Annotated in this window: 18 protein-coding genes; 1 reads left to right on the forward strand and 17 read right to left on the reverse strand. The window is 60.9% G+C overall.

What is annotated here, in order from left to right; all coding sequences use genetic code 11:
• Positions 1 to 49: 49 nt before the first annotated feature.
• The 11 genes from ureC to urtA form a co-directional block, all read right to left on the reverse strand.
• Entirely contained in the window at positions 50 to 1750 is a 1701-nt protein-coding gene (ureC, locus tag AC3WP4_RS16585) for an urease subunit alpha (protein ID WP_102615312.1), read from the reverse strand.
• A gap of 126 nt (positions 1751 to 1876) precedes the next feature.
• On the reverse strand, positions 1877 to 2185 hold the full coding sequence (locus AC3WP4_RS16590) for an urease subunit beta (protein WP_074873342.1): 309 nt from the start codon (positions 2183 to 2185) through the stop codon (positions 1877 to 1879).
• Positions 2185 to 2718: a GNAT family N-acetyltransferase gene (locus AC3WP4_RS16595; RefSeq protein WP_074873345.1), complete on the reverse strand. Its 534-nt coding sequence runs from the start codon at positions 2716 to 2718 to the stop codon at positions 2185 to 2187. Before AC3WP4_RS16595 ends, AC3WP4_RS16590 begins: the two co-directional genes overlap by 1 nt.
• Before the next feature lie 6 nt (positions 2719 to 2724).
• Entirely contained in the window at positions 2725 to 3258 is a 534-nt protein-coding gene (locus tag AC3WP4_RS16600; protein WP_102615311.1) for a GNAT family N-acetyltransferase, read from the reverse strand.
• 9 nt (positions 3259 to 3267) lie between these two features.
• A complete protein-coding gene (ureA, locus tag AC3WP4_RS16605; RefSeq protein WP_074873350.1) occupies positions 3268 to 3570 on the reverse strand; it encodes an urease subunit gamma in 303 nt (100 codons plus the stop codon).
• A 159-nt stretch (positions 3571 to 3729) separates the two neighbouring features.
• Positions 3730 to 4569 carry an urease accessory protein UreD gene (locus AC3WP4_RS16610; protein WP_102615310.1) on the reverse strand — a complete coding sequence of 280 codons (840 nt, stop codon included), beginning with the start codon at positions 4567 to 4569 and terminating at the stop codon, positions 3730 to 3732.
• 30 nt (positions 4570 to 4599) lie between these two features.
• Entirely contained in the window at positions 4600 to 5298 is a 699-nt protein-coding gene (gene urtE / locus AC3WP4_RS16615) for an urea ABC transporter ATP-binding subunit UrtE (protein WP_074873355.1), read from the reverse strand.
• A 168-nt stretch (positions 5299 to 5466) separates the two neighbouring features.
• Entirely contained in the window at positions 5467 to 6339 is an 873-nt protein-coding gene (urtD, locus tag AC3WP4_RS16620) for an urea ABC transporter ATP-binding protein UrtD (protein ID WP_102615309.1), read from the reverse strand.
• Entirely contained in the window at positions 6336 to 7415 is a 1080-nt protein-coding gene (urtC, locus tag AC3WP4_RS16625) for an urea ABC transporter permease subunit UrtC (protein WP_102615308.1), read from the reverse strand. The genes urtD and urtC overlap by 4 nt, the downstream gene beginning before the upstream one ends.
• Entirely contained in the window at positions 7415 to 8917 is a 1503-nt protein-coding gene (gene urtB / locus AC3WP4_RS16630; protein ID WP_102615307.1) for an urea ABC transporter permease subunit UrtB, read from the reverse strand. Before urtB ends, urtC begins: the two co-directional genes overlap by 1 nt.
• A 143-nt stretch (positions 8918 to 9060) precedes the next feature.
• The gene (gene urtA, locus AC3WP4_RS16635) at positions 9061 to 10326 is read right to left on the reverse strand and encodes an urea ABC transporter substrate-binding protein (RefSeq protein WP_102615306.1); all 1266 of its coding nucleotides are present in this window, start codon (positions 10324 to 10326) and stop codon (positions 9061 to 9063) included.
• Between the two features lie 285 nt (positions 10327 to 10611).
• Between urtA and AC3WP4_RS16640 the strand changes: the two genes are divergently transcribed.
• Positions 10612 to 13965, forward strand: coding sequence for a hypothetical protein (locus AC3WP4_RS16640; RefSeq protein ID WP_102615305.1), 3354 nt, complete (start codon positions 10612 to 10614; stop codon positions 13963 to 13965).
• 31 nt (positions 13966 to 13996) lie between these two features.
• Here AC3WP4_RS16640 and AC3WP4_RS16645 read toward each other — a convergent pair whose 3' ends face one another.
• From AC3WP4_RS16645 to AC3WP4_RS16670, 6 genes are all read right to left on the reverse strand, one after another.
• Positions 13997 to 15007, reverse strand: a complete 1011-nt coding sequence (locus AC3WP4_RS16645) for a FecCD family ABC transporter permease (RefSeq protein WP_074873375.1) — start codon at positions 15005 to 15007, stop codon at positions 13997 to 13999.
• Positions 15004 to 15951: an ABC transporter substrate-binding protein gene (locus AC3WP4_RS16650; protein ID WP_074873378.1), complete on the reverse strand. Its 948-nt coding sequence runs from the start codon at positions 15949 to 15951 to the stop codon at positions 15004 to 15006. Before AC3WP4_RS16650 ends, AC3WP4_RS16645 begins: the two co-directional genes overlap by 4 nt.
• On the reverse strand, positions 15948 to 16736 hold the full coding sequence (locus AC3WP4_RS16655) for an ABC transporter ATP-binding protein (RefSeq protein ID WP_102615304.1): 789 nt from the start codon (positions 16734 to 16736) through the stop codon (positions 15948 to 15950). Before AC3WP4_RS16655 ends, AC3WP4_RS16650 begins: the two co-directional genes overlap by 4 nt.
• A 116-nt stretch (positions 16737 to 16852) precedes the next feature.
• On the reverse strand, positions 16853 to 18973 hold the full coding sequence (locus tag AC3WP4_RS16660; protein WP_102615341.1) for a TonB-dependent receptor: 2121 nt from the start codon (positions 18971 to 18973) through the stop codon (positions 16853 to 16855).
• Between the two features lie 697 nt (positions 18974 to 19670).
• The gene (locus AC3WP4_RS16665; protein WP_102615303.1) at positions 19671 to 21047 is read right to left on the reverse strand and encodes a PepSY-associated TM helix domain-containing protein; all 1377 of its coding nucleotides are present in this window, start codon (positions 21045 to 21047) and stop codon (positions 19671 to 19673) included.
• Between the two features lie 142 nt (positions 21048 to 21189).
• On the reverse strand, positions 21190 to 23307 hold the full coding sequence (locus AC3WP4_RS16670; RefSeq protein WP_102615302.1) for a TonB-dependent copper receptor: 2118 nt from the start codon (positions 23305 to 23307) through the stop codon (positions 21190 to 21192).
• Between the last annotated feature and the right edge of the window lie 122 nt (positions 23308 to 23429).

Consider the following 23429-nt stretch of genomic DNA (forward strand, 5'->3'; position numbering starts at 1 on the left):
CCCTGAGTGTGTGTTGACGCACTCAGGGTTTTTTTTGTGCCTTGAACCTTCAGAACAGGAAATAGCGCTGCGCCATCGGCAGCACATCCGCCGGTTCACACCACAGCAGAAACCCGTCGGCCTTGACCTGATAAGTCTGCGGATCGACGTCGATGTTCGGCAGGTAATCGTTGTGGATCAGGTCGGTTTTCTGCACCTCGCGACAGCCTTTGACCACGGCGATTTTCTTCTTCAAACCCAGCGCTTCGGGCAATCCGGCGTCCTGTGCCGCCTGGCTGATGAAGGTCAGGCTGGTGGCATGCAAGGAGCCGCCGTAGCTGGCGAACATCGGGCGGTAGTGCACCGGTTGCGGTGTGGGGATCGACGCGTTCGCATCGCCCATCAGGCTGGCGGCGATGGCGCCACCCTTGAGGATCAGCGTCGGTTTGACGCCGAAAAATGCTGGACGCCAGAGCACCAGATCGGCCCATTTGCCCACTTCCACCGAGCCCACTTCATGGCTGATGCCGTGGGTGATTGCCGGGTTGATCGTGTACTTGGCGATGTAGCGTTTGGCGCGGAAGTTGTCGTTGCCTTCGCCATCACCGGGCAACGGGCCGCGCTGTTTTTTCATCTTGTCGGCGGTCTGCCAGGTGCGTGTGATCACTTCGCCAACCCGGCCCATGGCCTGGCTGTCGGAGCTGATCATCGAGAACGCACCGAGGTCGTGGAGGATGTCTTCGGCGGCGATGGTTTCGCGACGGATGCGGCTTTCGGCGAAGGCCACGTCTTCGGCAATGCTTGGGTCCAGGTGATGGCAGACCATCAGCATGTCGAGGTGTTCGTCGATGGTGTTGCGGGTGAACGGCCGGGTCGGGTTGGTGGAACTCGGCAGCACGTTGGCAAAGCCGCAGGCCTTGATGATGTCCGGCGCATGACCGCCGCCCGCACCCTCGGTGTGGTAGGTGTGGATGGTGCGGCCCTTGAACGCGGCGAGGGTGGTTTCGACGAAACCGGATTCGTTGAGGGTGTCGGTGTGAATCGCCACTTGTACATCGTACTGGTCAGCGACGGTCAGGCAGTTGTCGATGCTCGCCGGGGTGGTGCCCCAATCCTCGTGCAACTTCAGGCCGATGGCGCCGGCCTTGACCTGCTCGATCAACGGCTCCGGCAGGCTGGCGTTGCCCTTGCCGGTGAGACCGATGTTCATCGGGAACGCATCGGCGGCCTGGAGCATGCGCGCCAAGTGCCACGGTCCGGACGTGCAGGTGGTGGCGTTGGTGCCCGTGGCCGGGCCGGTGCCGCCGCCGATCATGGTGGTGACGCCGCTCATCAAGGCTTCTTCGATCTGCTGCGGGCAGATGAAGTGGATGTGCGTGTCGATGCCGCCCGCGGTGAGGATCATTCCTTCACCGGCGATGACTTCGGTGCTGGCACCGACTGCGATGGTCACGTTCGGCTGGATGTCCGGGTTGCCGGCCTTGCCGATGGCGGCGATGCGCCCGTCCTTGAGGCCGACATCGGCCTTGACGATGCCCCAGTGGTCGATGATCAGCGCGTTGGTGATCAGCGTGTCGACGACCTCTGCGGCGAGCAATTGGCTTTGACCCTGGCCGTCGCGGATGACTTTGCCGCCGCCGAACTTCACTTCTTCACCGTAGGTGGTGAAGTCTTTCTCGACTTCGATCCACAGCTCGGTATCGGCCAGACGGACCTTGTCGCCGACGGTGGGGCCGAACATGTCGGCGTAGGCCTGACGGGAAATCTTCATTGCAGTTCCTTCATTGATCGTTCCCACGCTCTGCGTGGGAATGCCGCCATGGACGCTCTGCGTCCGCCGTTATGTGACGCGGAGCGTCACGGGATGCATTCCCACGCGGAGCGTGGGAACGATCAGTCAGTCGAGATCACCCATGATCCGCCCGGCAAACCCGAACACCCGCCGATGCCCGGCCAGCTCTACCAACTCGACCTCCCGGCTCTGCCCCGGCTCGAAGCGCACGGCGGTGCCGGCGGGGATGTTCAGGCGCATGCCGCGGCTGGCGGCGCGGTCGAACGTCAGCGCATCGTTGGTTTCGAAAAAGTGGTAATGCGAGCCGACCTGGATCGGCCGGTCGCCGCTGTTGGCCACCTTCAGGCTGAGGGTGCGGCGGCCTACGTTGAGTTCGATGTCACCGGGCTGGATCTGGTACTCACCGGGAATCATCAATGGGCTCCTTGGAGAATCTTGTAGTAGAAGGCGGTCGGTTTATAGCGACCGCTCGGGTCGCAGGCATAGTCGGGGATTTCGCCGGCGCGGGTGTAACCCAGGGCTTTGTAGAAGTCTTCGGCAGGGGAGCCGGCCTCAGTGTCGAGGTAGAGCATGCCGCGCTTGTGCTGAAGGGCAGCTTGTTCCAAAGCACTCATCAACTGTTGGCCCAGACCGCGGCGACGCGCGTGTTCACGTACCAACAGTTTTTGCACTTCAGCGCGGTTCAGGCCGTTGGCTTTCTGGCACAGGGTCAGCTGCACGCTGGCCTGTACCTGTTCGTCCTTGACCACCACCCACAGCAGCACGTTGCCCTTGTTCAGGTTCTCCTGGACCTCATCGAACCAGGCTCGGGCCTGGGTGGCGTCCAGATCGGCCATGAACCCGACGCTGGCGCCATAGCCGACGGCGTCGAGCAGCAGATCAATCAAACCCTGACGGTAGTGCGCAAAGCTTTCAACATTGACGCGGCGCAGTTGGGCGGCGTTCATGGCAAATTACTCCTTGTTGGCAGTCGGCGGCTCCGCGCCAGGATTGAGGGTCAGTTGCATAAAAGTCAGGTCCAGCCAGCGACCGAACTTGGTGCCCACCTGGGGCATCTGGCCGGTCGTCACGAAACCGGCTCGTTCATGCAGGCGAATAGAAGCGGCGTTACCGCTTTCGATGGCGGCGACCATCACATGTTTGTCGCAGCCTTTGGCGCGTTCGATCAACGCGGTCATCAATTGCGGGCCGAGACCATTGCCTCGCTGGTCGTTGCGCACGTAAACCGAATGCTCGACGGTATGGCGGAACCCGTCGAACGGCCGCCAGTCACCGAATGAAGCGTAGCCCAGCACCGTGTTATCGCCGTCGGCAATCACCAGAATCGGGTAGCCCTGGTCTTGGCGGGCGCTGAACCAGGCCTGACGGTTAGCCAAATCCACGGCCTGTTCGTTCCAGATGGCCGTGGTGTTGAGCACCGCGTCGTTGTAGATGTCGCGGATCGCCGGCAAGTCGGCGTGCGCTGCATCGCGGATGTGGAAAGTCATGGCGCGGCCTCAGGCGATCGGTTGGTGGACGGTGACCAGTTTGGTGCCGTCGGGAAAGGTCGCTTCGACCTGGATCTCCGGGATCATTTCCGGGATGCCTTCCATCACTTGTTCACGACTGAGCAGGGTGGTGCCGTAGTGCATCAGTTCGGCCACGGTCCGGCCGTCGCGCGCGCCTTCGAGCAGCGCAGCGGAAATGTAGGCCATGGCTTCCGGGTAGTTGAGTTTCACGCCGCGCGCCAAACGCCGCTCGGCCACGAGGCCGGCGGTGAAAATCAACAGCTTGTCTTTTTCGCGTGGGGTCAGGTCCATCGTTTGGAATCCATATCGGCAGATAAAAAAGGTATTCGGATCTGTAAACACAAAACCCCTGTGGGAGCGAGCCTGCTCGCGATGAGGTCGTCACATCCAGTGAAGATGTTGGCTTTGAGACCGCCATCGCGAGCAGGCTCGCTCCCACAGAAAAGCAATTCAGGTGCTCCATATTCTGGGGGGGACGGCTTCGCGGCCGAGCAACGCAGGCCTGAGCAATCGCCACAAATCGATCAACCACCCCCTGGCCAACAACGCTTCACCGGCCAGGCAGCGGGCGACTAAAAGTCCGGGCAACTGGGTCAGGTCTCCGCGCACGTCATGGGGCAGCGAGCGGCATTTCTCCAGCAAATCGCTATCGATGTCGCCAGTCACCAACAGGGTCGCAAACACCGGTTGTCCATCCAGGCCAATCGGCGAATCAAGCAAACCATCAGCCCCGACAATGCGCTGGCGTTCATGCCAGAGCAACTGACCGTCGCGGCGGATGTCCAGGTGCGCCTGAAAATGCCCGAGGTCGAAACGTTCGCCGCTGGCCGGCCGGCCCAACGCCACGACGTCCCAGTAAAACAACCGCGCATCGCCCTCCAGATCAATCGAAGTGTTGAGCTCAGCCTGGGCGGCGCTGAAGATAATGGTTTCCTGGGGCAGCCACTCCAGTGTCGCGCCGGCGGCTACTTTCAAGTCGAGCTTCTGATAAGCGGGCCCCGCCGCGCGATACCACTTGGCCGCGCCGGGGCTGGTGATTTGCGCCCAGGCATCGCGGCCGACACTGGCCGAGATATCCAGCCGATCGCCGCCGGCAATCCCGCCCGGCGGGTGCACGATGATGTGCTGGCAAACCTCGGGCCCTTCGGCATACAGATGTTTCTGCACCCGCAGCGGGCCTTTGTGCCAGCGCTGAACCGGGCGCGTGCTGTCGCCGAATCGGGCGTAGCCGAGTTCCAGCTCAGCGTGCCAGCTGGGGGTGAACAGGGCAGTGGGGAGAGGTGAATTCATAGTTTCTATTTATCGTCAGGACGCTTCAGATTAGATCGTAACCAGGCCACGCACACCTTCGGCTTCCATGTTTTCTCCGCGACCTTGCTGCACGATCTCACCCCGGGACATCACCAGGTACTGATCGGCGAGTTCGGCGGCGAAATCGTAGAACTGTTCCACCAGCAAAATTGCCATGTCGCCACGGGCGGCGAGCTTCTTGATCACCGCGCCGATTTCCTTGATCACCGAGGGCTGGATGCCTTCGGTGGGCTCGTCGAGAATCAGTAGGCGAGGACGGCTGGCCAACGCTCGGCCGATCGCCAATTGCTGCTGCTGGCCACCGGACAAGTCACCGCCGCGACGCTGTTTCATCTGCAGCAGCACCGGAAACAGCTCGTAGATGAACGCCGGGACTTCCTTGGCTTCAGCACCGGGAAATCGCGACAGGCCCATCAACAGGTTTTCTTCCACGGTCAGCCGGCCGAATATTTCCCGGCCCTGAGGCACGTAAGCGATCCCGGCGTGAACCCGCTGGTGTGGCTTGAACGCGGTGATCGTTTTGCCTTCCCAGTTCACCGCGCCTTCTTTGGCCGGCAACAAACCCATCAGGCACTTGAGCAGGGTGGTCTTGCCCACACCGTTGCGTCCGAGCAGGCAAGTGACCTCACCGACTTTCACCTCAAACGTCAGACCCCGCAGGATGTGGCTACCGCCGTAAAACTGGTGCAGCTTGTCGACTTGCAGCATTTTCAAATTCCTCCCCCAGTGATCGTTCCCACGCTCTGCGTGGGAATGCATCCCGTGACGCTCCGCGTCACCCGTGCGCAGGACTTGAGCCCTGCATTGTCAGCGGGACGCGGAGCGTCCCCGGCGGCATTCCCACGCAGAGCGTGGGAACGATCATCTCCACAGCTCTCAGCGGCCGAGGTACACCTCGATCACGCGCTCGTTGTCCTGCACCTGCTCCAGCGACCCTTCGGCCAGCACGCTGCCCTGGTGCAACACGGTGACGTGGTCGGCGATGGAGCCGACGAAGCCCATGTCGTGTTCCACCACCATCAGCGAATGCTTGCCGGCCAGGCTCTTGAACAGTTCGGCGGTGAATTCGGTTTCGGCGTCGGTCATGCCCGCCACCGGCTCATCGAGCAGTAGCAGTTGCGGGTCCTGCATCAGCAACATGCCGATTTCCAGAAACTGCTTCTGACCGTGGGACAACAAGCCCGCCGGGCGGTTGACCGAGGTGGTCAGGCGAATGGTGTCCAGCACTTCGCTGATGCGATCTTTCTGTTCGCCACTCAGGCGCGCCCGCAGGCTGGCCCACACCGATTTGTCGGTTTTCTGCGCTAGCTCCAGGTTTTCAAAAACGCTCAAGGCTTCGAACACCGTCGGCTTCTGGAACTTGCGGCCAATGCCGGCCTGGGCGATTTGCACTTCGCTCATTTGCGTCAGGTCGAGGGTTTCACCGAACCAGGCCTTGCCGTGGCTGGGCCGGGTCTTGCCGGTGATCACGTCCATCAGCGTGGTCTTGCCCGCGCCGTTGGGGCCGATGATGCAGCGCAGTTCGCCGACGCCGATGTACAGGTTCAGAGCGTTCAGCGCCTTGAAGCCATCGAAGCTGACGCTGATGTCTTCCAGGGTCAGGATCGTGCCATGGCGCGTGTTCAGGCCGGGGCCGGCGCGCTGGCCGAGGCCGATGGCATCGCGGCTGCTGCCGGCGTCCCGGTTGGGTTCCAGTGGTGGAAAAAACGCCGGTTCGAGCATGAATTCAGCCGTTGCAGTGACTCTCATTGTTCACCCCTTTTTTTCAGCAGACCGATCACGCCTTTGGGCAGGTACAGGGTCACGACGATGAACAATGCGCCAAGGAAGAACAGCCAGTATTCCGGGAACGCCACGGTGAACCAGCTCTTCATCCCGTTGACCACCCCGGCGCCGAGCAGCGGGCCGATCAGCGTGCCGCGACCACCCAGCGCCACCCACACGGCGGCCTCGATGGAGTTGGTCGGCGACATTTCACTCGGGTTGATGATCCCGACTTGCGGCACATACAGCGCGCCGGCCAGGCCGCACAACACCGCGCTCAACACCCAGACAAACAACTTGAAACCGCGTGGATCGTAGCCGCAGAACATCAAGCGGTTTTCCGCATCGCGCAGGGCGGTCAACACCCGGCCGAACTTGCTCTGCGCCAGACGCCAGCCGATGAACAGGCTCGCCACCAGCAACACCACCGTGGCGAAAAACAGCACCGCGCGAGTCCCCGGTTCCGTGATGCCGAAGCCCAGAATGGTGCGGAAATTGGTGAAGCCGTTGTTGCCGCCAAACCCGGTTTCGTTGCGGAAGAACAGGAGCATCCCGGCGAAGGTCAGGGCCTGGGTCATGATCGAGAAATACACGCCCTTGATCCGCGAACGGAAGGCGAAGAAACCGAACACCAGCGCCAGCAACCCCGGCGCCAGCACCACCAGGCACATCGACCAGAGGAAGCTGCTGGTGCCGGTCCAGTACCACGGCAATTCAGTCCACGACAGAAAGGTCATGAACGCTGGCAAGCCATCGCCCGAAGCCTGGCGCATCAGGTACATGCCCATCGCATAACCGCCAAGAGCAAAGAACAAGCCGTGACCAAGGGACAACAGGCCGGCGTATCCCCAGACCAGATCCAGCGCGAGGGCGACGATGGCGTAGCACAGAATCTTGCCCACCAGCGTCAGCGTGTAGGCCGAGACGTGAAACGTGCTGTCCGGCGACAACAACGACAGCAGCGGCAACGCCAGCAACAGAGCGAGGATCACCGCGCCAACAGCGATCGTGACTTTGGGGCCGGCTTTTTGTGTTGCGGTAACGAGCAGGGGCTGATTCATCAGTCGATCACCCGTCCTTTCAGTGCGAAGAGGCCTTGCGGACGTTTCTGTATGAACAGAATGATCAGCGCGAGGATCAGGATCTTGCCGAGCACGGCACCGATCTGCGGTTCGAGAATCTTGTTGGCGATACCGAGGCCGAACGCCGCCAGCACGCTACCGGCCAATTGACCGACGCCACCGAGCACCACCACCAGGAACGAGTCGATGATGTAGCTCTGGCCGAGGTCCGGGCCGACGTTGCCGATCTGGCTGAGGGCTACGCCACCAAGGCCAGCGATGCCCGAGCCGAGGCCGAAGGCGAGCATGTCCACGCGCCCGGTCGGCACGCCACAGCAGGCGGCCATGTTGCGGTTCTGGGTGACGGCGCGCACGTTCAAGCCCAGGCGCGTCTTGTTCAGCAGCAGCCAGGTCAGCACCACCACAAACAGCGCAAAGGCGATGATCACGATGCGGTTGTACGGCAGCACCAGATTCGGCAACACCTGAATCCCGCCTGACAACCAGGCCGGGTTCGCGACTTCAACGTTCTGCGCGCCGAACAGCAGTCGCACCAGCTGAATCAGCATCAGGCTGATGCCCCAGGTGGCCAGCAAAGTTTCCAATGGGCGGCCGTAGAGGTGACGAATCACCGTGCGCTCCAGCGCCATACCGATGGCGGCGGTGACGAAAAACGCCACCGGCAACGCGATCAGCGGGTAGAACTCGATGGCTTGCGGGGCGAAGCGCTGGAACATCAACTGCACCACATACGTCGAGTACGCGCCGAGCATCAACATCTCGCCGTGGGCCATGTTGATCACGCCGAGCAGGCCGAAGGTGATTGCAAGACCTAACGCCGCCAGCAGCAGAATCGAACCCAGGGACATGCCACTGAAGGCCTGCCCAAGCATCTCGCCGATCAGCAGTTTGCGTTTGACCTGGGCCAGGCTGGTTTCGGCAGCGGTGCGCACATTGGCATCGGCTTCGACACCGGGCTGGAGCAAGCCTTCGAGGCGGGTGCGAGCCAGCGGATCGCCGGTTTCACCCAGCAGACGCACCGCGGCGAGGCGTACGGCCGGGTCGGTGTCCACCAGTTGCAGATTGGCCAGGGCCAGGCTCAACGCGGCGTGTACGGTTTCATCTTTTTCGCCAGCCAGTTGCTGGTCGAGGAATTTCAACTGCGCCGGTTTGGCGCTTTTCTGCAATTGCTGCGCGGCGGCCAGACGGATTTTGGCGTCGGCGGCGAGCAATTGATGGCTGGCCAGCGCGGTATCGATAAGACCCCGCAGGCGATTGTTCAGGCGCAGGGTTTTTGGTTGGCCATCGACCGTCAACTCGCCTTGTTGCAGGGCGTTGATCAGCTCGATACGGGCGGCATCGGGCCGCGCGGCCCAGGCTTCCAGAAGCCTGGCTTGCTGCATGGGATTGGCGACGACGAAGTCTTCGGCGTCGCCAGAATGCGCGGCCATCGGCAATAACAGCGCGATGGCGAGGATGAAACGGTAAAGGGCAGTGGGCATGTCATTGGCCTTGCGTATTGATCGTTCCCACGCTCCGCGTGGGAATGCCTCACCGGACGCTCCGCGTCCGCTTTTGGGACGCGGAGCGTCCCTGGCTGCATTCCCACGCAGAGCGTGGGAACGATCAGGCTGTGCGGGGTGGCTTAGTTGCTCTTCACCGCATAATCGGGCTTCTTGTCGTTACCCTGGATGAACGGGCTCCACGGTTGAGCACGGATCGGTCCTTCGGTCTGCCACACCACGTTGAACTGACCGTCGGCCTGAATCTCGCCGATCATCACCGGTTTGTGCAGGTGGTGGTTGGTCTTGTCCATGGTCAGCGTGTAACCCGACGGCGCGGCAAAGGTCTGGCCGGCGAGGGCTTCGCGGACTTTGTTGACGTCGGTGGACTTGGCTTTCTCGGCCGCTTGCGCCCACATGTGGATGCCCACGTACGTGGCTTCCATCGGGTCGTTGGTCACCGCTTTGTCGGCGCCCGGCAGGTTGTGTTTCTTGGCGTAGGCTTTCCAGTCGGCGACGAATTTCTTGTTCGTCGGGTTCTCGACCGACTCGAAGTAGTTCCAGGCCGCGAGGTTGCCCACCAGCGGTTTGGTGTCGATGCCGCGCAGTTCTTCTTCGCCGACCGAGAACGCTACAACCGGAACGTCAGTCGCTTTCAGGCCCTGGTTGGCCAACTCTTTATAGAACGGCACGTTGGAGTCGCCGTTGACGGTGGAGATGACCGCAGTCTTGCCACCGGCCGAGAATTTCTTGATGTTGGCCACGATGGTTTGATAGTCGCTGTGGCCGAACGGGGTGTAGACCTCTTCGATGTCCTTGTCGGCCACACCTTTGGAGTGCAGGAACGAGCGCAGGATTTTGTTGGTGGTGCGCGGGTAGACATAGTCGGTGCCCAACAGGAAGTAGCGCTTGGCGCTGCCGCCTTCTTCGCTCATCAGGTATTCCACCGCCGGGATCGCTTGCTGGTTCGGCGCGGCGCCGGTGTAGAACACGTTTGGCGACATCTCTTCACCTTCGTACTGCACCGGGTAGAACAGCAGGCCATTGAGCTCTTCGAACACCGGCAACACCGATTTGCGCGACACCGACGTCCAGCAGCCGAACACCACGGCGACTTTGTCCTGGGTCAGCAACTGCCGACCCTTTTCGGCGAACAGCGGCCAGTTCGATGCAGGGTCGACGACCACCGGTTCCAGCATCTTGCCGTTCACGCCGCCCTTGGCGTTGATCTCATTGATGGTCATCAGCGCCATGTCTTTGAGCGAGGTTTCGGAGATCGCCATGGTCCCGGACAACGAATGCAGAATACCGACCTTGATGGTCTCGGCAGCCTGGATGCTCCAGGTCATGCCCATCGCGGCAATGCTTGCCGAGAGTGTGAAAGCCTTGATCAAACTGCGACGCTTCATTGTGCGATCTCCATGAACTTATGAGTTTTCTTGGTTGGCAGATGCGGACTACTAAAGGGTCTTTAGCAAGGGCTGTGCCTAAGACCTGAAGTGCTTTTGCGCAAGGGCGAGAACGTTCGGTGCAGGTACTTGTTGCACCGTGAACGGGCATAAAAACGCTCGCGGGCACGGCGATGCGTCCAAGTGGTGCCGAGCGCACGAAGTAGTAACTATGTACCGCCTGGGCAATGCGTTGCGGTGCGAGAGTGGGGATCACCCTTGAATGACTCAATGGAGTTCCACTGCATGGACGAACAACCCCAACAACTCGCGCCGACCCAGTCGGCGGGATCGGCACTGAACATATTGGAAAGGGCGTTTCTTTCGGCGGACGATGCCGCTCGTTATGCCCATGAGCGAATCGGCCGCCACCGTAACCGCGGTTATTACGGCTATATCCTTCAGCGAAACGATCAGCGGTTTGTGCTCACCGACCTGACCGGGCACCCGGTCAGCATGACTTCCCATCACAAGGTGATCCCCGACAAGCATGTCTTGCACAGTCGTTTCTATTCGCATCCCGCGCTTTCGACGCTCGACGTCGCCAAGGTTACGCAGCTGAAATGGACTGTCGAAGATGCCGCGACCAGCTTGTTGATGTTCAGCGTTGACGAACTGCGCAACAGCCTGCAGAGCGGTCTGCCGGCTTATCTTTCGGGGGCCGAAAACAGCCTGATCGGTTTCACTCCCGACAGGTCTCGTACAGCGAGCCTGGTGGCCAAACTGGGCACCGAGGCCGCCCCCGGGGTGTTTGCGCTGGGAATGAAGACGGGAGCCATCAAACCGGAGCAATTCGTCGAGGAAGCCGCGGCGGCCGGCGATTTACAAGTCCTCGTCAGCAACGGTCGCTGGCGGCCCCGGGGACGAATAACCGGGCCTGTCGTCGCCGGTCCGTGGGAACGTAGCGTGCCGGAGCGGGTGTCGTTCGGCGCGGTTTCCCGGTCGGCCGATGAGGCGGCACTCGAGCGCTACGCCAAAGACACCGAGCTGCATGACGAAGAACGGACCTGGTTCGGATTCATCCTCAAACAACAAGGCAAGGAGGAGTACATCGCCACTGAGCTGGTCCCGGTCAGCGATGGGAGAGACAAACTTTACTCGTTGCGCAGCCTGTTTGGCATTTCCCGCAAGGCTGGGGACTATGACTATCCCGAGTCATTCAAGCTCCACGCTTTTTACTATTCGCGCCAACGGGTCAAGCATGCCCGCGACCCGGCCAGGCGCTGGCTGGCGCACCACTTCATTGTGCCCAGGGATCTGTTTGTGGTGGTTTATGACTCCAACAAACGTCCGGTGCTGGACCCGGACAGGGTCATTCCTCTCTACGTCTCGACTCAGGACGGAGCCCTGCTCAAATACGTCCCGCGCAAGGGCACCAAGCTGTTCGACAACGACACCCCCGGCATGGGGCTGGAAGAAATCCAGAAAAACCTGGCCAGTGGTGTGCTGACCCCGACGGGTTTTGTCCGAGTGGTCGCCAACAGCGGTGTGTTGCAGGTGATGCGCACCAATGTCTGCTGGGACAGTAAAGGGGTGGTCGACAAGCACTGGCAGTCGAGCATGAACCTGCAACGGCGAACCCTCGGCCCGGTATTTCTGACGGCTGACGATGCGGCTCTGCATGCGCGTTCGCAGATACCGAGCGGTAGCGCCAAGGCGTTTGGCGGTGTGATCCTGAAACGAGCCGATGGTTTTTTTGTGGCCACCGATCCGATCGCTATCCTGCGAGAAGACTTTGATATCCCGTGGGTCTTCCCGGACGAAGCCGTGACCCTTGGCCAGTTTCCGGCGGGGTGTTCGGTGGTGGCGCGCTATCGCTCCCGAGTGCCTCGCGAGTTGCCGGTGCTGCTGTCGAAAGTCGACAAGGAGGTGTATCTCAACATGCTCTCCGCCGATGTCGCGTACACCGCATTCACCCGCGAAGGGCAAACGTTCGATGAATACTTTCTGGCGCCGGACGGCGCGACCATTCGCTATCGGGCCGGGTTATGGGCACGATTCAAAGCCGACCTGGCCATTGCCCTGGGCACTTCGGGCAAGCCGGGGCGAGAGCTGGATGCCGCATCGATCAAGGAACAAATCTATCGGGGGCTGCTGTCACCGACAAACTGGGTAAAAAGCCTGGCAAAGTCCGGTTACCTGCAAGTGGTTTCAGGGAGCCCGCTATGGGGCCCGGCTCGTACCGTGACAGAATTCGAAGCCTATCCCCCGGCCGCAGCAGTAACTTCCGGCTATGCACGAGCGGTTGCCGAGCCGGCCTGTAGCCCGATGTACCTTCGAGAACAGGATGCGGCCTGTTTCGCTCATGAACGGGCACGCAATCGTTCAGCGACGGGGTTTGGATTCATTCTGAAAAATACCCGTACCGGCGTCTTCATTGCGACCCTGCCCATTGACGTGCAAGGCACATGGTTGGCGTATGAGCGAATCTTTCCCGGTGTACTCCCTTCTTCCCATGTCAGCAGCGCGATTCACCTGTGCGCGGGTCAAGCGCCGCAAAAGCTGTCGGACGATGATTATCGGCATTTCCTTTCCCCCGTGGACGTGAGTCTGGCCCGTGACGCTGCACGAACGCCCCATGGCTTCAGGCCAATTTACTTCTCCTGCGCCGATGGTGCCTTGTTGCGATTGTTGCTCAGCCCCTTCGACCCGGACCTTTCGCGGGACAAATTCGGCCAGTACGAATTCAAGGACAATCCGTTTGCCGCGCTCGAGCACGCGCAACGTGACTGGAAGGACATCGGCGAGGGCAGGTTCAGGTTGAGCAGCTACATCCAGCGAATGGCCAAGTCCGGAGAACTGGAGGTCCTGGTGACCAGCGCCTATTGGTCTCAAAAAGGCAAAGTGAGCCAGAACTGGCGGCCCCGCATGCCTTCTGTTTCCGTCGATGAGCAGTGGGCAAACAGCCCTGCGCCAGCCTTAGGACCGATATTCCATCACCCTGACGACGCGGCCCTTTATGCGCAGTCGCGGCTGGGCAGTCACGAGAGTCAAACGACAGTGCACGCCAGCGGGATTTTGAGCAGCCCCGGCACTAATTCCTTTGTTGCCCTGGAGCCCATTGCAGACCCTGGGTATCCCAATGAAGCCATCAAGCGGATTTTCCGTATTGCGAGTGATCCCTTGACCTCCCCGCGCAATAAACCGCCACGTTTTCCCGACGGCTACACATTGGTGGCCGGCCATCAGCTTTTCCAGGTCGCAGGCTCGACACTGGCCGAACGCTCCGATGCAACTGACGCAAACTTCGCCTCTCCGGCCCAGGTGCATGCGCACACCCATGCCTTGAAAGCCAAAGGGTTCGATATCAACGCCTACTACTATTCGACGCGTTATGGAGCATTGCTTAAATACACACCAACCTATTCGGCCTCGGAGCGAACATTGCTGCTGACCCAGCCAGTTCAGCTCGTCGAAGGAAAGTGGGCCACCGTGCTGTCGACCGATGTGTTTATTACCCGTCTGGCGGACATCGGCAATTTGCAGGTGCTCAAGCCTGCGTATTTCTGGAATCAGGCCAGGCGCCTGGGCTCCGACTGGAGCCTCAGACGCCAACAGGTTCAGGATATCTTTCCCCACCCCACGCGGGATGAGTTGTAAGGGGGCGGGGTAGCGGTCACAGCCGTTGGCATCAGCGCCTGCGCATCAGACCGATGAAAAACAACCCGCCAATCGCCGCCGTGGCTATGCCGATCGGCAAATCCTCGGGGGCGATCAGGGTGCGGGCGGCGACGTCGACCCAGACCAGAAAGATGCTTCCCGACAACACGCACACCGGCAGCAACCGCCGATGCTCCGCCCCGACCAGACGCCGCGCAATGTGCGGCACCATCAGCCCGACAAACCCGATAGACCCGCTGATCGACACCAGCACCCCGGTCATCAGCGACGCAATCAAAAACACCCGCAAGCGCACGGTGCGAGCATTCAGGCCTAGGGTGACCGCGGTCTGTTCGCCGGTCATCAACGCATTCAACGGTCGAGCCATGCCCAGCAGCAGCACCAGCCCCAGCAATACGCTGGCCGCCGGCACCGCAAGCAACTCCCAACGCGCCAACCCAAGCCCGCCGAGCATCCAGAACATCACCGCCGAACTCGCGCGATGGTCGCCAAGAAACAGCAGCAGATTGGCGATTGCCATCATCACGAAGGACACCGCCACGCCGCACAACAGCAGCCGGTCACTGTCGAGCCGTCCGTTGCGGTTGGCGATCATCAGCACGATCAACATGCTCAGCAATGCGCCGATAAACGCCGCGATCGGCAAGGTCAGCAAGCCAACGACTTCACCCACATGCAGCACCACGATCACCGCACCGAGGGTCGCGCCAGAGGTGACCCCGAGCAAGTGCGGGTCGGCCAGCGGATTGCGCGTCACCGCTTGCAGCACCGCACCGATCAGCGCGAGCCCGGCGCCCACCAACGCACCCAATAGCATGCGCGGCACGCGAATCAGCCAGACGATGTGTTGCTGCCCGGCGGCCCAGTCCGGCACGCCGACACCGAAAATCTTGTGCAACAGAATCCGCCACACCACGTCCACCGGCACCCGCGCCGGACCGAAGCCCAGCGACACCACACACGACACCAGCAACAACGCGCCAAGGGCCATCAGCAACAAGGCGTAGCGACGATTGATCATTCGCGGTGGAAACCCTTGGCCAGGGTTTCGACTGCCAGCACGTTGTCGATCCCCGGCGTGGCTTGCACATACGGAATCACGATGAAGCGTTGATGCTTGATCGCGTCCACCGATTGCAGCGCCTTGTTGTTGAGCAGGAACTGTTGCTTCTGCTCGGCAGTGATTTCGCCGTAATCAACGATCACGATCACCTGCGGATTGCGCTCGACCACGTTTTCCCAATTGACCCGGGTCCAGCTCGCTTCGACGTCATCGAGAATATTGCGCCCGCCAGCGGCGTCGATCAGCGCTTGCGGCATGCCGAGGCGACCGGACGTCATGGCGCGGTCTTCACCGCTGTCATAGAGGAAGACGCGAGGTTTGTCCGTCGGCAGATCCTTGCGCACTTCGGCGACCTGCGATTGCATCTGGGCGATCAAGGCGTTGGCGCGATCCTGCACGTCGAAGATTTTGCCGAGGTTGCGCAGGTCGTTGTAGGTGTCTTCCAGGCTGGCCGGTGGACGCTTCATCACGAACGCGCAGGACTCCGTCAGCTCGTAGACATCGATGCCCAACGGCTGCAACGTTTGCGGTGTGAGATCACCGCCGACGCGCATGCCGTAATCCCAACCGGCAAAGAAGAAATCAACGTTGGCGTTGAGCAGGGTTTCCACCGACGGGTACTTGGCCGCCAGTTCCGGCAAGCCCTCGAGGATGGTTTGCATCTGCGGCGTGACCGACTTCCAGCCGGTCACACCGCTATACCCGGCCATGCTGGGTTTCAGACCGAGGGCCAGCATCATCTGGGTCATGTTGATGTCGTGGCTGACCGCGTGTTTCGGCGCTTGCTTGAAGGTCACTTCGCGATTGCAGCTCTGTACGGTCAACGGGTAGTGAGTGGCCTCGGCAAATGCTTGGGCATTGCCCAGCAACAGAGCGGCGCAAAGCAGGGAACGCAAAGTCATGGTTGGGTGATCCAGGTAATTCGTGGGTAGCCGTGCAAGGGGTGTTGATCGATCAGCGCTTCGACGCCGAACACATCGCGCAGCAGTGGGGCGGTCAAGACTTCTTCGGGCGTGCCGCTGGCGACGATGCGGCCGTGATTGATCACATACAGCCGATCACAGAAAGCAGCCGCCAGATTGAGGTCGTGGATGCTCGCCAGGGTGCCGATCTTCAGGCGTTTGACCAGTTGCAGCAGTTCGAGCTGATAACGCGGGTCGAGATGATTGGTCGGCTCGTCGAGGATCAGCATTTGTGGTTGCTGAGCCAGGGCGCGGGCGAGGATCACACGCTGTTTTTCACCGCCGGAGAGGGTGGCGAAGTCATGGTCTTCGAAGCCTTTCAGACCGACTGATTCGAGGGCCTGGGTAGCGAGTTTCCTGTCCTCCGGGGTGTCGCTGTCGAACAAGCCTTTATGCGGTGTGCGGCCCATGGCGACGACTTCATCGACGGTGAGGCCGAAGGCGTCGGGGAATTCCTGCAGGACCACGGCGATGCGTTGCGCGCACCAGCGCGAGGATTGCTTCCAGACGTTGTGATGGTCGAGCTTGACCTCGCCGCACTCGGGTTTGCTGAAGCGCCAGGCACAGCGCAGCAGGCTGGTTTTGCCGCTGCCGTTGGGGCCGATCAGGCCGACGAACTCACCCGGGAGCACGCGCAAGGTCGCCTCACGCAGTTGGAACTGGTGATGGCAATGGCCGTGGCCCAAGGGTGTCCAGGCGAGGTTTGTGAGGTTCAGCGAGGTCATGCATCTACTCTGAAATTTTCGGTGTTGCTGATGGCCTCATCGCGAGCAAGCTCGCTCCCACAAGGACTGTGCAAAACCTGTGGGAGCGAGCTTGCTCGCGATGGGGGCGACACGGTTTAAAACTGATAATCAGCGGTGACGAAAAACGACTGCGGTTCGCCGAGGATCCACTGCTGCCCCTCATTGTATTGGCTTTGCGCATACTGCCGGTCAAACAGATTGTTCACCTGCAACCCCAGCGTCGTATTCCGCAGCGCCTTCCAGGACAGCGTGGCGTCCACCACGGTGTAGCTCGGCAGCTCATTCTGGTTGGCCATGTCCGCAAAACGCGCATCCATATAACGCACGCCGGCGCCGGCCTTCAAGTCATCATTGATCGCTTTGCTCAGCCACAGATTCGCCGTGCGCCGTGGCACGTCCGCCGGACGATTGCCGTTGCGCGACACCGGTATACCACTCACCACTTCTTCGAAATCGTCGAACCTGGCTTTGACGATGGCCGCATTGGCCTGCAGTTGCCAGGCGTGCGGCAGTTGCAGGTCGAGGCTGGCTTCGAGGCCGTTGGACGATTGCTGGCCGACCTGCTGTTTGAGCGTCGGATTGCCCGGGTCGTCAGTCAGCAGTTTCTTTTTGACGATGCGATACGCCGCCAGCGTCCACTCGCCGCGCTGATCCCAGAACAATTGCTTCACGCCGATCTCGGCCTGCTTCGCGGTGGACAAGTCATATTGCTGCTGGCTCGGGCTCAGGGAAATCAACCCGCCGACACCGTCGGTGCTGGTGGCGTACTGACCGTAGAACGAGGTGTCAGGCGTCACGGCAAACACCAGTCCAGCCTTCCAGTTATTACCGGTCAGGGTCTTGTCGCTTTGGCTGCCATCCACCAGATTGTCGCGGTCGACGTGCACGTAATCGCGGCGCACGCCGGTCACCAGCGACCAGCGTTCGCTCAACTGCGTGCGGTTTTCGGCGAAGGCCGACAGCTGTTTTGTCGTCGACTGGAACTGATCACGGTACGGGTCGGCGCTTTCAAAACTACCGCGCTGTGGGTGATGAAAATCGATCGGTTGGCCATTCGGTAACGCGTCATTGAACGGCGAGTTGCTGTCGAGCTGGAAGCGAATCCGGTTGTAATCGACACCCGTCACGGTCTGGCTTTCGAGGCCGAACAGGGTGTGTTTGAAGGTGAAGGTCTGGCGATCACCGATCTGCTCCTGCTTGTGGCCGATGCCGAAATACCCGCTGCGGCTGAGCTGTTGAGTGTCGCGGTCGAAGTTGTAGTTCTCGGCGTTCTGCCAGCGGCGTTGGGCCTTGAGGTAATACAGCTCGTTAGTCGAATTGACGCTCTCGGAGAGTTGCCAGTCGCTGGTCAGCCGCGTCCATTGATCGTTGTAGTGCTGCTTGTCGTTGCTGACGTTGTAGTTCTTGTCCCGCAGGCCTTCGTGAAAGCGCCCGTTGATCAGCGGCGTGCCGAAGGTGTTCATCGGCTTTTGATCGCCGTAATCGTGGGCTAGGGTAAACGCCAGATCGTCGGTCGCTTGCCAGCGCAGGGCGGCGCTGATGAAGTCGCTGGACGAATCGCCGCGATCAACCCAGCCGTTGCTGCGCAGGCGATTGAGGTTCAAGCGGTAGCTCAAGGTGTCACTCAATGAGCCGCCGCTGTCGAAGGCCTGTTGCTGACCGTCATAGGAACCGTAGCCGAGACGAACATGGTTTTCGATCTCGCCTTCAAACGGTTTTTTCGGGATCACATTGACCACCGCGCCGGTCGCGCCTTCGCCGTACAGCACCGATGCCGGGCCGCGCAGTACATCAACGCGCTCCACCGACCACGTGTCGACCGGGAAGGTCACGGTGCCCATGCCGGTGTACATGCGGTTGCCGTCATACAGCTGCATCACCGAACCCTGCCCGGTAAAACCTCGTGCCGACAACGACGTGCCGCCATCGCCCGGCGTGCCGGTGCGGCTGATCCCGGTGCTGCGCGACACGGCGTCTTGCACACTGCGATCACCCCGCGCGCGGATCTGTTCGCCGGTCAGGCTTTCGACGCTGGCAGGGGTTTCCATTGCAGTGAGGTTCAGGCGCGAACCGGCAGTGGTCGGGGTGTTCAGGCTGACGGTTTCGTCGTCATTGACCTCGGCGGTAATGGTGCCGGTGGGCAGCGTCAACGGTTGCGCGTCGGCGCTGTGGTTCATGGCGAGCAGGCAGAGGCCGGACAAGAGGTACTTGTTCATCGGGGCGGTGAACCACTTATGCAAAGAAAACCCGCAGCGAGGGGTGCGGGTCAGGCGGTGCATTTAGAGTTATACGGTAACACTAAAATTCACCGGGAGATAAGCGCGGGAAGTCTACAGATCCCTCTAAACCGCGCATCTCGCCTGTTTCATGATGAAGGTGAGGCCGATTCAGTTTGCTGGCCCGAGATTCTTTTAATCACAAGAAAACAGGCCTGACTGTCATTTGTGACAGTAGACCGTGGCCCTCACGAGCGTTAGCGTTAAATCTCGTCAACGGGCAGAGGAATACTGAACGTGCGGATATTCGCCATCACAACATTGTCCGGTTTGCTGGTTCTTTGGAGCGCTGCCACGGCCATTGCTGGGCAAGACTGCATCAGTGCCTGGAAGCAAAATCCTGTTAGCCAAAGCTGCAAGGCCTACTCAAGTGCCACCTCGCCGGATCAGGACATACCGGAGGTCATCGACTTGGAGAACGACCAGTGTCGAATGACGGTTACTTGCAAGAATCAGTACGGTGGCGGCACACCCAACCCATCCACGGACATCGATATGGCCGAATTAAAAAATGTCCACAATTGCAACGGCCTCCTGCAGGTTGATCCCTGTTGAGGCGGGAAACAAGAACGGGATCGGAGAGAGCACCGGCCCCTATTCTTGGCGTTTCTTACATTGTTCGGTATCAGTTCATTCTTCAGGCAGCCGGGCCAGATTCAGTTTGTCGATTCAGGCGTGTCAGCAGCACCCGATCGAGCAGCCAGACCACCACCAGCGAAGCCCCCACCAACGGGAACACCACCGCCAATGCAAACATGATGACCATCGCGATTTTCCATTTCGGCAAGTCGTGGCGCAGCGGCGGAACACCGAATTTTCCTTGTGGGCGGCGCTTCCACCAGATCACCACACCGCTGACGGCGCTGAGCAGAATCATCAGGCAGATCAGCAGGATGATGATCTGGTTGAGCGGGCCGAACATTTTGCCTTCGTGCAGCATCACGCCGATTTCTGTTGCCCGGGCGACGGTGCCGTACTGCTCGAAACGCACGTCGGCGAGGACATTGCCGGTGTACTGATCGATATGCAAGGTGGCGTCGTTGCGCGGGTCGTCGGCGAACACGGCGATGGTGAACACGCCAGTCGCGGTGGTCGGGAAAGTGATGCTGTAGCCCGGTTCGACTTTGCGTTGCACGGCGATGTCCTGCACGTCTTGCAGGCTGATGGTCGGTGCGGCGGGGGCCGCTTGCGTGCCGCGGTGGGCCATGTGTTCGGCGTGGTCGCCGGACATTGGCATCGGTGTGTTTTCCATCGCCCACGGCACGGTCTGGCGGGTGGCGGTGTTGAGACTGCGGGCCTCGACATCGGACTGGGGCACGTTGTCCCACATCGTGGCCGGAAAGACGTTCCACACTTGCGCGTATTGCTTGCCCCAGAATCCGGTCCAGGTCATGCCGCTGAGCAGCATCACCAGCAGCAACGACGCGCCCCAGAACCCGGTCACCGCGTGCAGGTCACGCCAGAGCACTCGACCGCGACTGCTCAAGCGCGGCCACAGAATGCCGGCCGCCTGGCCGCGCGGCCACCACAGAAAGACCCCGGAGACCACCAACACCACGCCCCAGCCGGCGGCCAGTTCGATCAGTCGGTCGCCGACGGTGCCGATCATCAGTTCGCCGTGAATCGCTCGCGCAACGGCTTGCAGATTCTTTTTCGCGTCTTGCTCGCCGAGGATGTCGCCGTGGTAGGGATCGACGAAAACGTTGAGCTCGGTACCAGCATTGAGCACGACAAATTGCGCGCTGCGTTCGGCGTTGACCGGTGGCAAATACTGCTTGATCGTGGCTTGTGGGTAAGCCTCTTTGACTCGCTTGAGCAGGTCATCGGCCGGGACGCTGTGATGCCCGGCCGGGACGTTCAGCAAGCTGCCGTACATCAATGGGTCGAGTTGCGGCTTGAACAGGTAAATGATGCCAGTCAGAGCCAGCATCACCATGAAAGGCGCGACGAACAGACCGGCATAGAAGTGCCAGCGCCAGGCCAGGTTGTAGAAATTCGGTTTGGGCTGTTTCATCACGTGTGCTCCGCTAGGCTTGGGTCTTTTAGTTGTTTGTTTGCGGTTGCTGCGCAACCGATCGCGAGCAGGCTCGCTCCCACAGGTTCAACACGGTCCATGTGGGAGCGAGCTTGCTCCGGGCGGCGTTCCGACGATGCGTTTAGAAGCTCATGTCCACCTTGGTCCAGAGCGTGCGCCCCGGTTCTTTAATGGCTTGCGGGTCATTGGCCGGGTAGCCGAAACCGGCATTGCCGGCCAGGTTCAAGTGCTCGGCGTACGCCTTGCCGAACAGGTTGTCGACGCCGGTGCTGACCTTCCAGTTTTGGTTGATCCGGTACGCGCCATTGAGCGAGAACACGCCAAAGCCCGAGGTCTTGTCGAAGTCCTTGCCGACCACGTTGCCCTTGTTCTGGTCGATGCGGTTTTGCGCCGCCACCACTCGCCACAAAGCCCCGGCGCTCCAGTTGTCTTCGCTGTAGGTCAGGCCGAAACGGGCGTCCAGCGGCGGCATTTGCGGCAGTGCGTTACCGTCGCTGCTGTTCTTGCCCCAGGCGTAGGCCAGGGTCGCGTCGGCTTTCCAGTTGCTGGTCAGCTTGTAGGCCGCACCCAATTCGCCGCCCATGATTCGTGCGTCGATGTTCTGTGCTTGCGAGGTCGTGCCCATCATGGTTGGCGTGTAGTTGAACAGGATGTAGTCGCGCACCTGCCCGACGTAACCCGAGGCCCAGGCTTCGAGGTCTTCGGTCTTGTATTGCAGGCCGAAATCGAGCTGGGTGGTTTTTTCAGGCTTGATCGAATCGAAGGCATTCACCGAGCCTGCGGGGCCGGATTTGGGCGAAAACAGCTCCCAGTAATCCGGGAAACGCTGGGTGTGGCCGAGGCCGGCATACAGCGTGGTCGGGCTGTCGGCCAGGTCGTGCTCGTAACGGACGAAGCCGCTTGGCAGTGTGTCGGCACGGGTGTCGTCGGCGGTCGGATTAGGGCGCGCCATCATCCCGGAGCCCTTGGTCTGCCGGAAATCCTTGGCCGAAGCACGGTCCAGGCGTGCGCCGGTAATCAACCGGTCACGGTCGGCGGCGTACCAGGTCAATTCGCTGAATACGCCATAGTTGTGGAAGTCGGCATCCTTGTTGCGCGGCACATCCTTGTAGGCGTCGACGCCCATGGCGCTGCGCTGGCGATGTTCGCTGGTCTGCGCATCGATGCCGCTGATCAACTGCACATCGGCCCAGCGCCACGTGGCCTTGATCCGTGCGCCGAGGGTTCGACGGTCGACATTGGAAGCCATGGGGCCGGCCATCATCCCGGTGCCGGACGGCGTGCGCAGGGTGTAGTTGTCCATCACGTGGTCGGCGTAGTTGTAGTAGACCTGCGCCTCGACCTTGTCCAGCACATCGCCGATGTTCGACTGCTCGAAACGCAAACCCAGGCTTTCGCGTAAGAACTGCGAACCGTCCATGCCGCGACCGGCGTAACGCGCTTCGCCATCGCCCTTGCCGGCGGTGAGTTCCAGCAGGGTGTCGGCGTCCGGGGTCCAGCCCACCGCAACGTCGCCATTCCACTTGTCGTAGCGCGACGGCACGGTGTCGTTGTTGCCATCCCGATAGTCGTCGGCATGCGCGGTGTTGCCGATCACTCGCACGTAACCCAATGGCCCGCCGGCCGCAGCATCCACCACCTTGTCGAAACGACCGTTGGAGCCCGCCAGCACGCTGGTGTTCACCCGCGTGCCGAGTTCGCCGAAGCTTTCCGGTTCACGGTCGAAGAGGATGGTTCCGGCCGACGCGCCCGGTCCCCAGAGCACGGTTTGCGGGCCTTTGATCACGGTCAGCTTGTCGTAAGTTTCCGGCGAGATGTACGAAGTCGGTGCGTCCATTCGGCCGGGGCAGGCGCCGAGCAACTGGCCGCCGTTGGTGAGGATGTTCAATCGCGAGCCGAACATGCCGCGCAGCACCGGGTCACCGTTGGTGCCGCCGTTGCGCACGAGGGCGAAGCCGGGGATGGTTTTCAGGTAATCGCCACCGTCGCTGGCCGGCACCGGTTGGCGCGGGTCCTTGGGATTGGTGACGATGGTCAGTGGCGAACTCGGGGCGATGGCGGTGATCACCGTCGGGCTCAGTTCTTCACTGTGACCGGCGTGTTCATCGGCCAGCACCATGGGGGTCAGCAGTGCCCCGCAAAGTAGGGCGGTGGCGTGCCTGAAGCGAACGCGAGATTCGTTCAGGGCAAAAGAAGCCTGGGCAGCGCTCAAGCGTGTGTCAGCAGAAAACCTGGACATGACAATTTCCATCGAACAGTCGTAAACGACACGGCCGGCAGCCTGCGCATTCCTTGTGGGAGTGAGCCTGCTCGCGATGAGGGAGGGTCAGCCAACATCAATGTTGAATGACCCATCGCGAT

It is taken from the genome of Pseudomonas sp. FW305-20 (assembly GCF_058788075.1).

Coding starts and splice junctions, on each gene's coding strand:
- ureC (WP_102615312.1), bottom strand. CDS start 1,750: ATGAAGATTTCCCGTCAGGCCTACGCCGACATGTTCGGCCCCACCGTC.
- AC3WP4_RS16590 (WP_074873342.1), bottom strand. CDS start 2,185: ATGATTCCCGGTGAGTACCAGATCCAGCCCGGTGACATCGAACTCAAC.
- AC3WP4_RS16595 (WP_074873345.1), bottom strand. CDS start 2,718: ATGAACGCCGCCCAACTGCGCCGCGTCAATGTTGAAAGCTTTGCGCAC.
- AC3WP4_RS16600 (WP_102615311.1), bottom strand. CDS start 3,258: ATGACTTTCCACATCCGCGATGCAGCGCACGCCGACTTGCCGGCGATC.
- ureA (WP_074873350.1), bottom strand. CDS start 3,570: ATGGACCTGACCCCACGCGAAAAAGACAAGCTGTTGATTTTCACCGCC.
- AC3WP4_RS16610 (WP_102615310.1), bottom strand. CDS start 4,569: ATGAATTCACCTCTCCCCACTGCCCTGTTCACCCCCAGCTGGCACGCT.
- urtE (WP_074873355.1), bottom strand. CDS start 5,298: ATGCTGCAAGTCGACAAGCTGCACCAGTTTTACGGCGGTAGCCACATC.
- urtD (WP_102615309.1), bottom strand. CDS start 6,339: ATGAGAGTCACTGCAACGGCTGAATTCATGCTCGAACCGGCGTTTTTT.
- urtC (WP_102615308.1), bottom strand. CDS start 7,415: ATGAATCAGCCCCTGCTCGTTACCGCAACACAAAAAGCCGGCCCCAAA.
- urtB (WP_102615307.1), bottom strand. CDS start 8,917: ATGCCCACTGCCCTTTACCGTTTCATCCTCGCCATCGCGCTGTTATTG.
- urtA (WP_102615306.1), bottom strand. CDS start 10,326: ATGAAGCGTCGCAGTTTGATCAAGGCTTTCACACTCTCGGCAAGCATT.
- AC3WP4_RS16640 (WP_102615305.1), top strand. CDS start 10,612: ATGGACGAACAACCCCAACAACTCGCGCCGACCCAGTCGGCGGGATCG.
- AC3WP4_RS16645 (WP_074873375.1), bottom strand. CDS start 15,007: ATGATCAATCGTCGCTACGCCTTGTTGCTGATGGCCCTTGGCGCGTTG.
- AC3WP4_RS16650 (WP_074873378.1), bottom strand. CDS start 15,951: ATGACTTTGCGTTCCCTGCTTTGCGCCGCTCTGTTGCTGGGCAATGCC.
- AC3WP4_RS16655 (WP_102615304.1), bottom strand. CDS start 16,736: ATGACCTCGCTGAACCTCACAAACCTCGCCTGGACACCCTTGGGCCAC.
- AC3WP4_RS16660 (WP_102615341.1), bottom strand. CDS start 18,973: ATGAACAAGTACCTCTTGTCCGGCCTCTGCCTGCTCGCCATGAACCAC.
- AC3WP4_RS16665 (WP_102615303.1), bottom strand. CDS start 21,047: ATGAAACAGCCCAAACCGAATTTCTACAACCTGGCCTGGCGCTGGCAC.
- AC3WP4_RS16670 (WP_102615302.1), bottom strand. CDS start 23,307: ATGTCCAGGTTTTCTGCTGACACACGCTTGAGCGCTGCCCAGGCTTCT.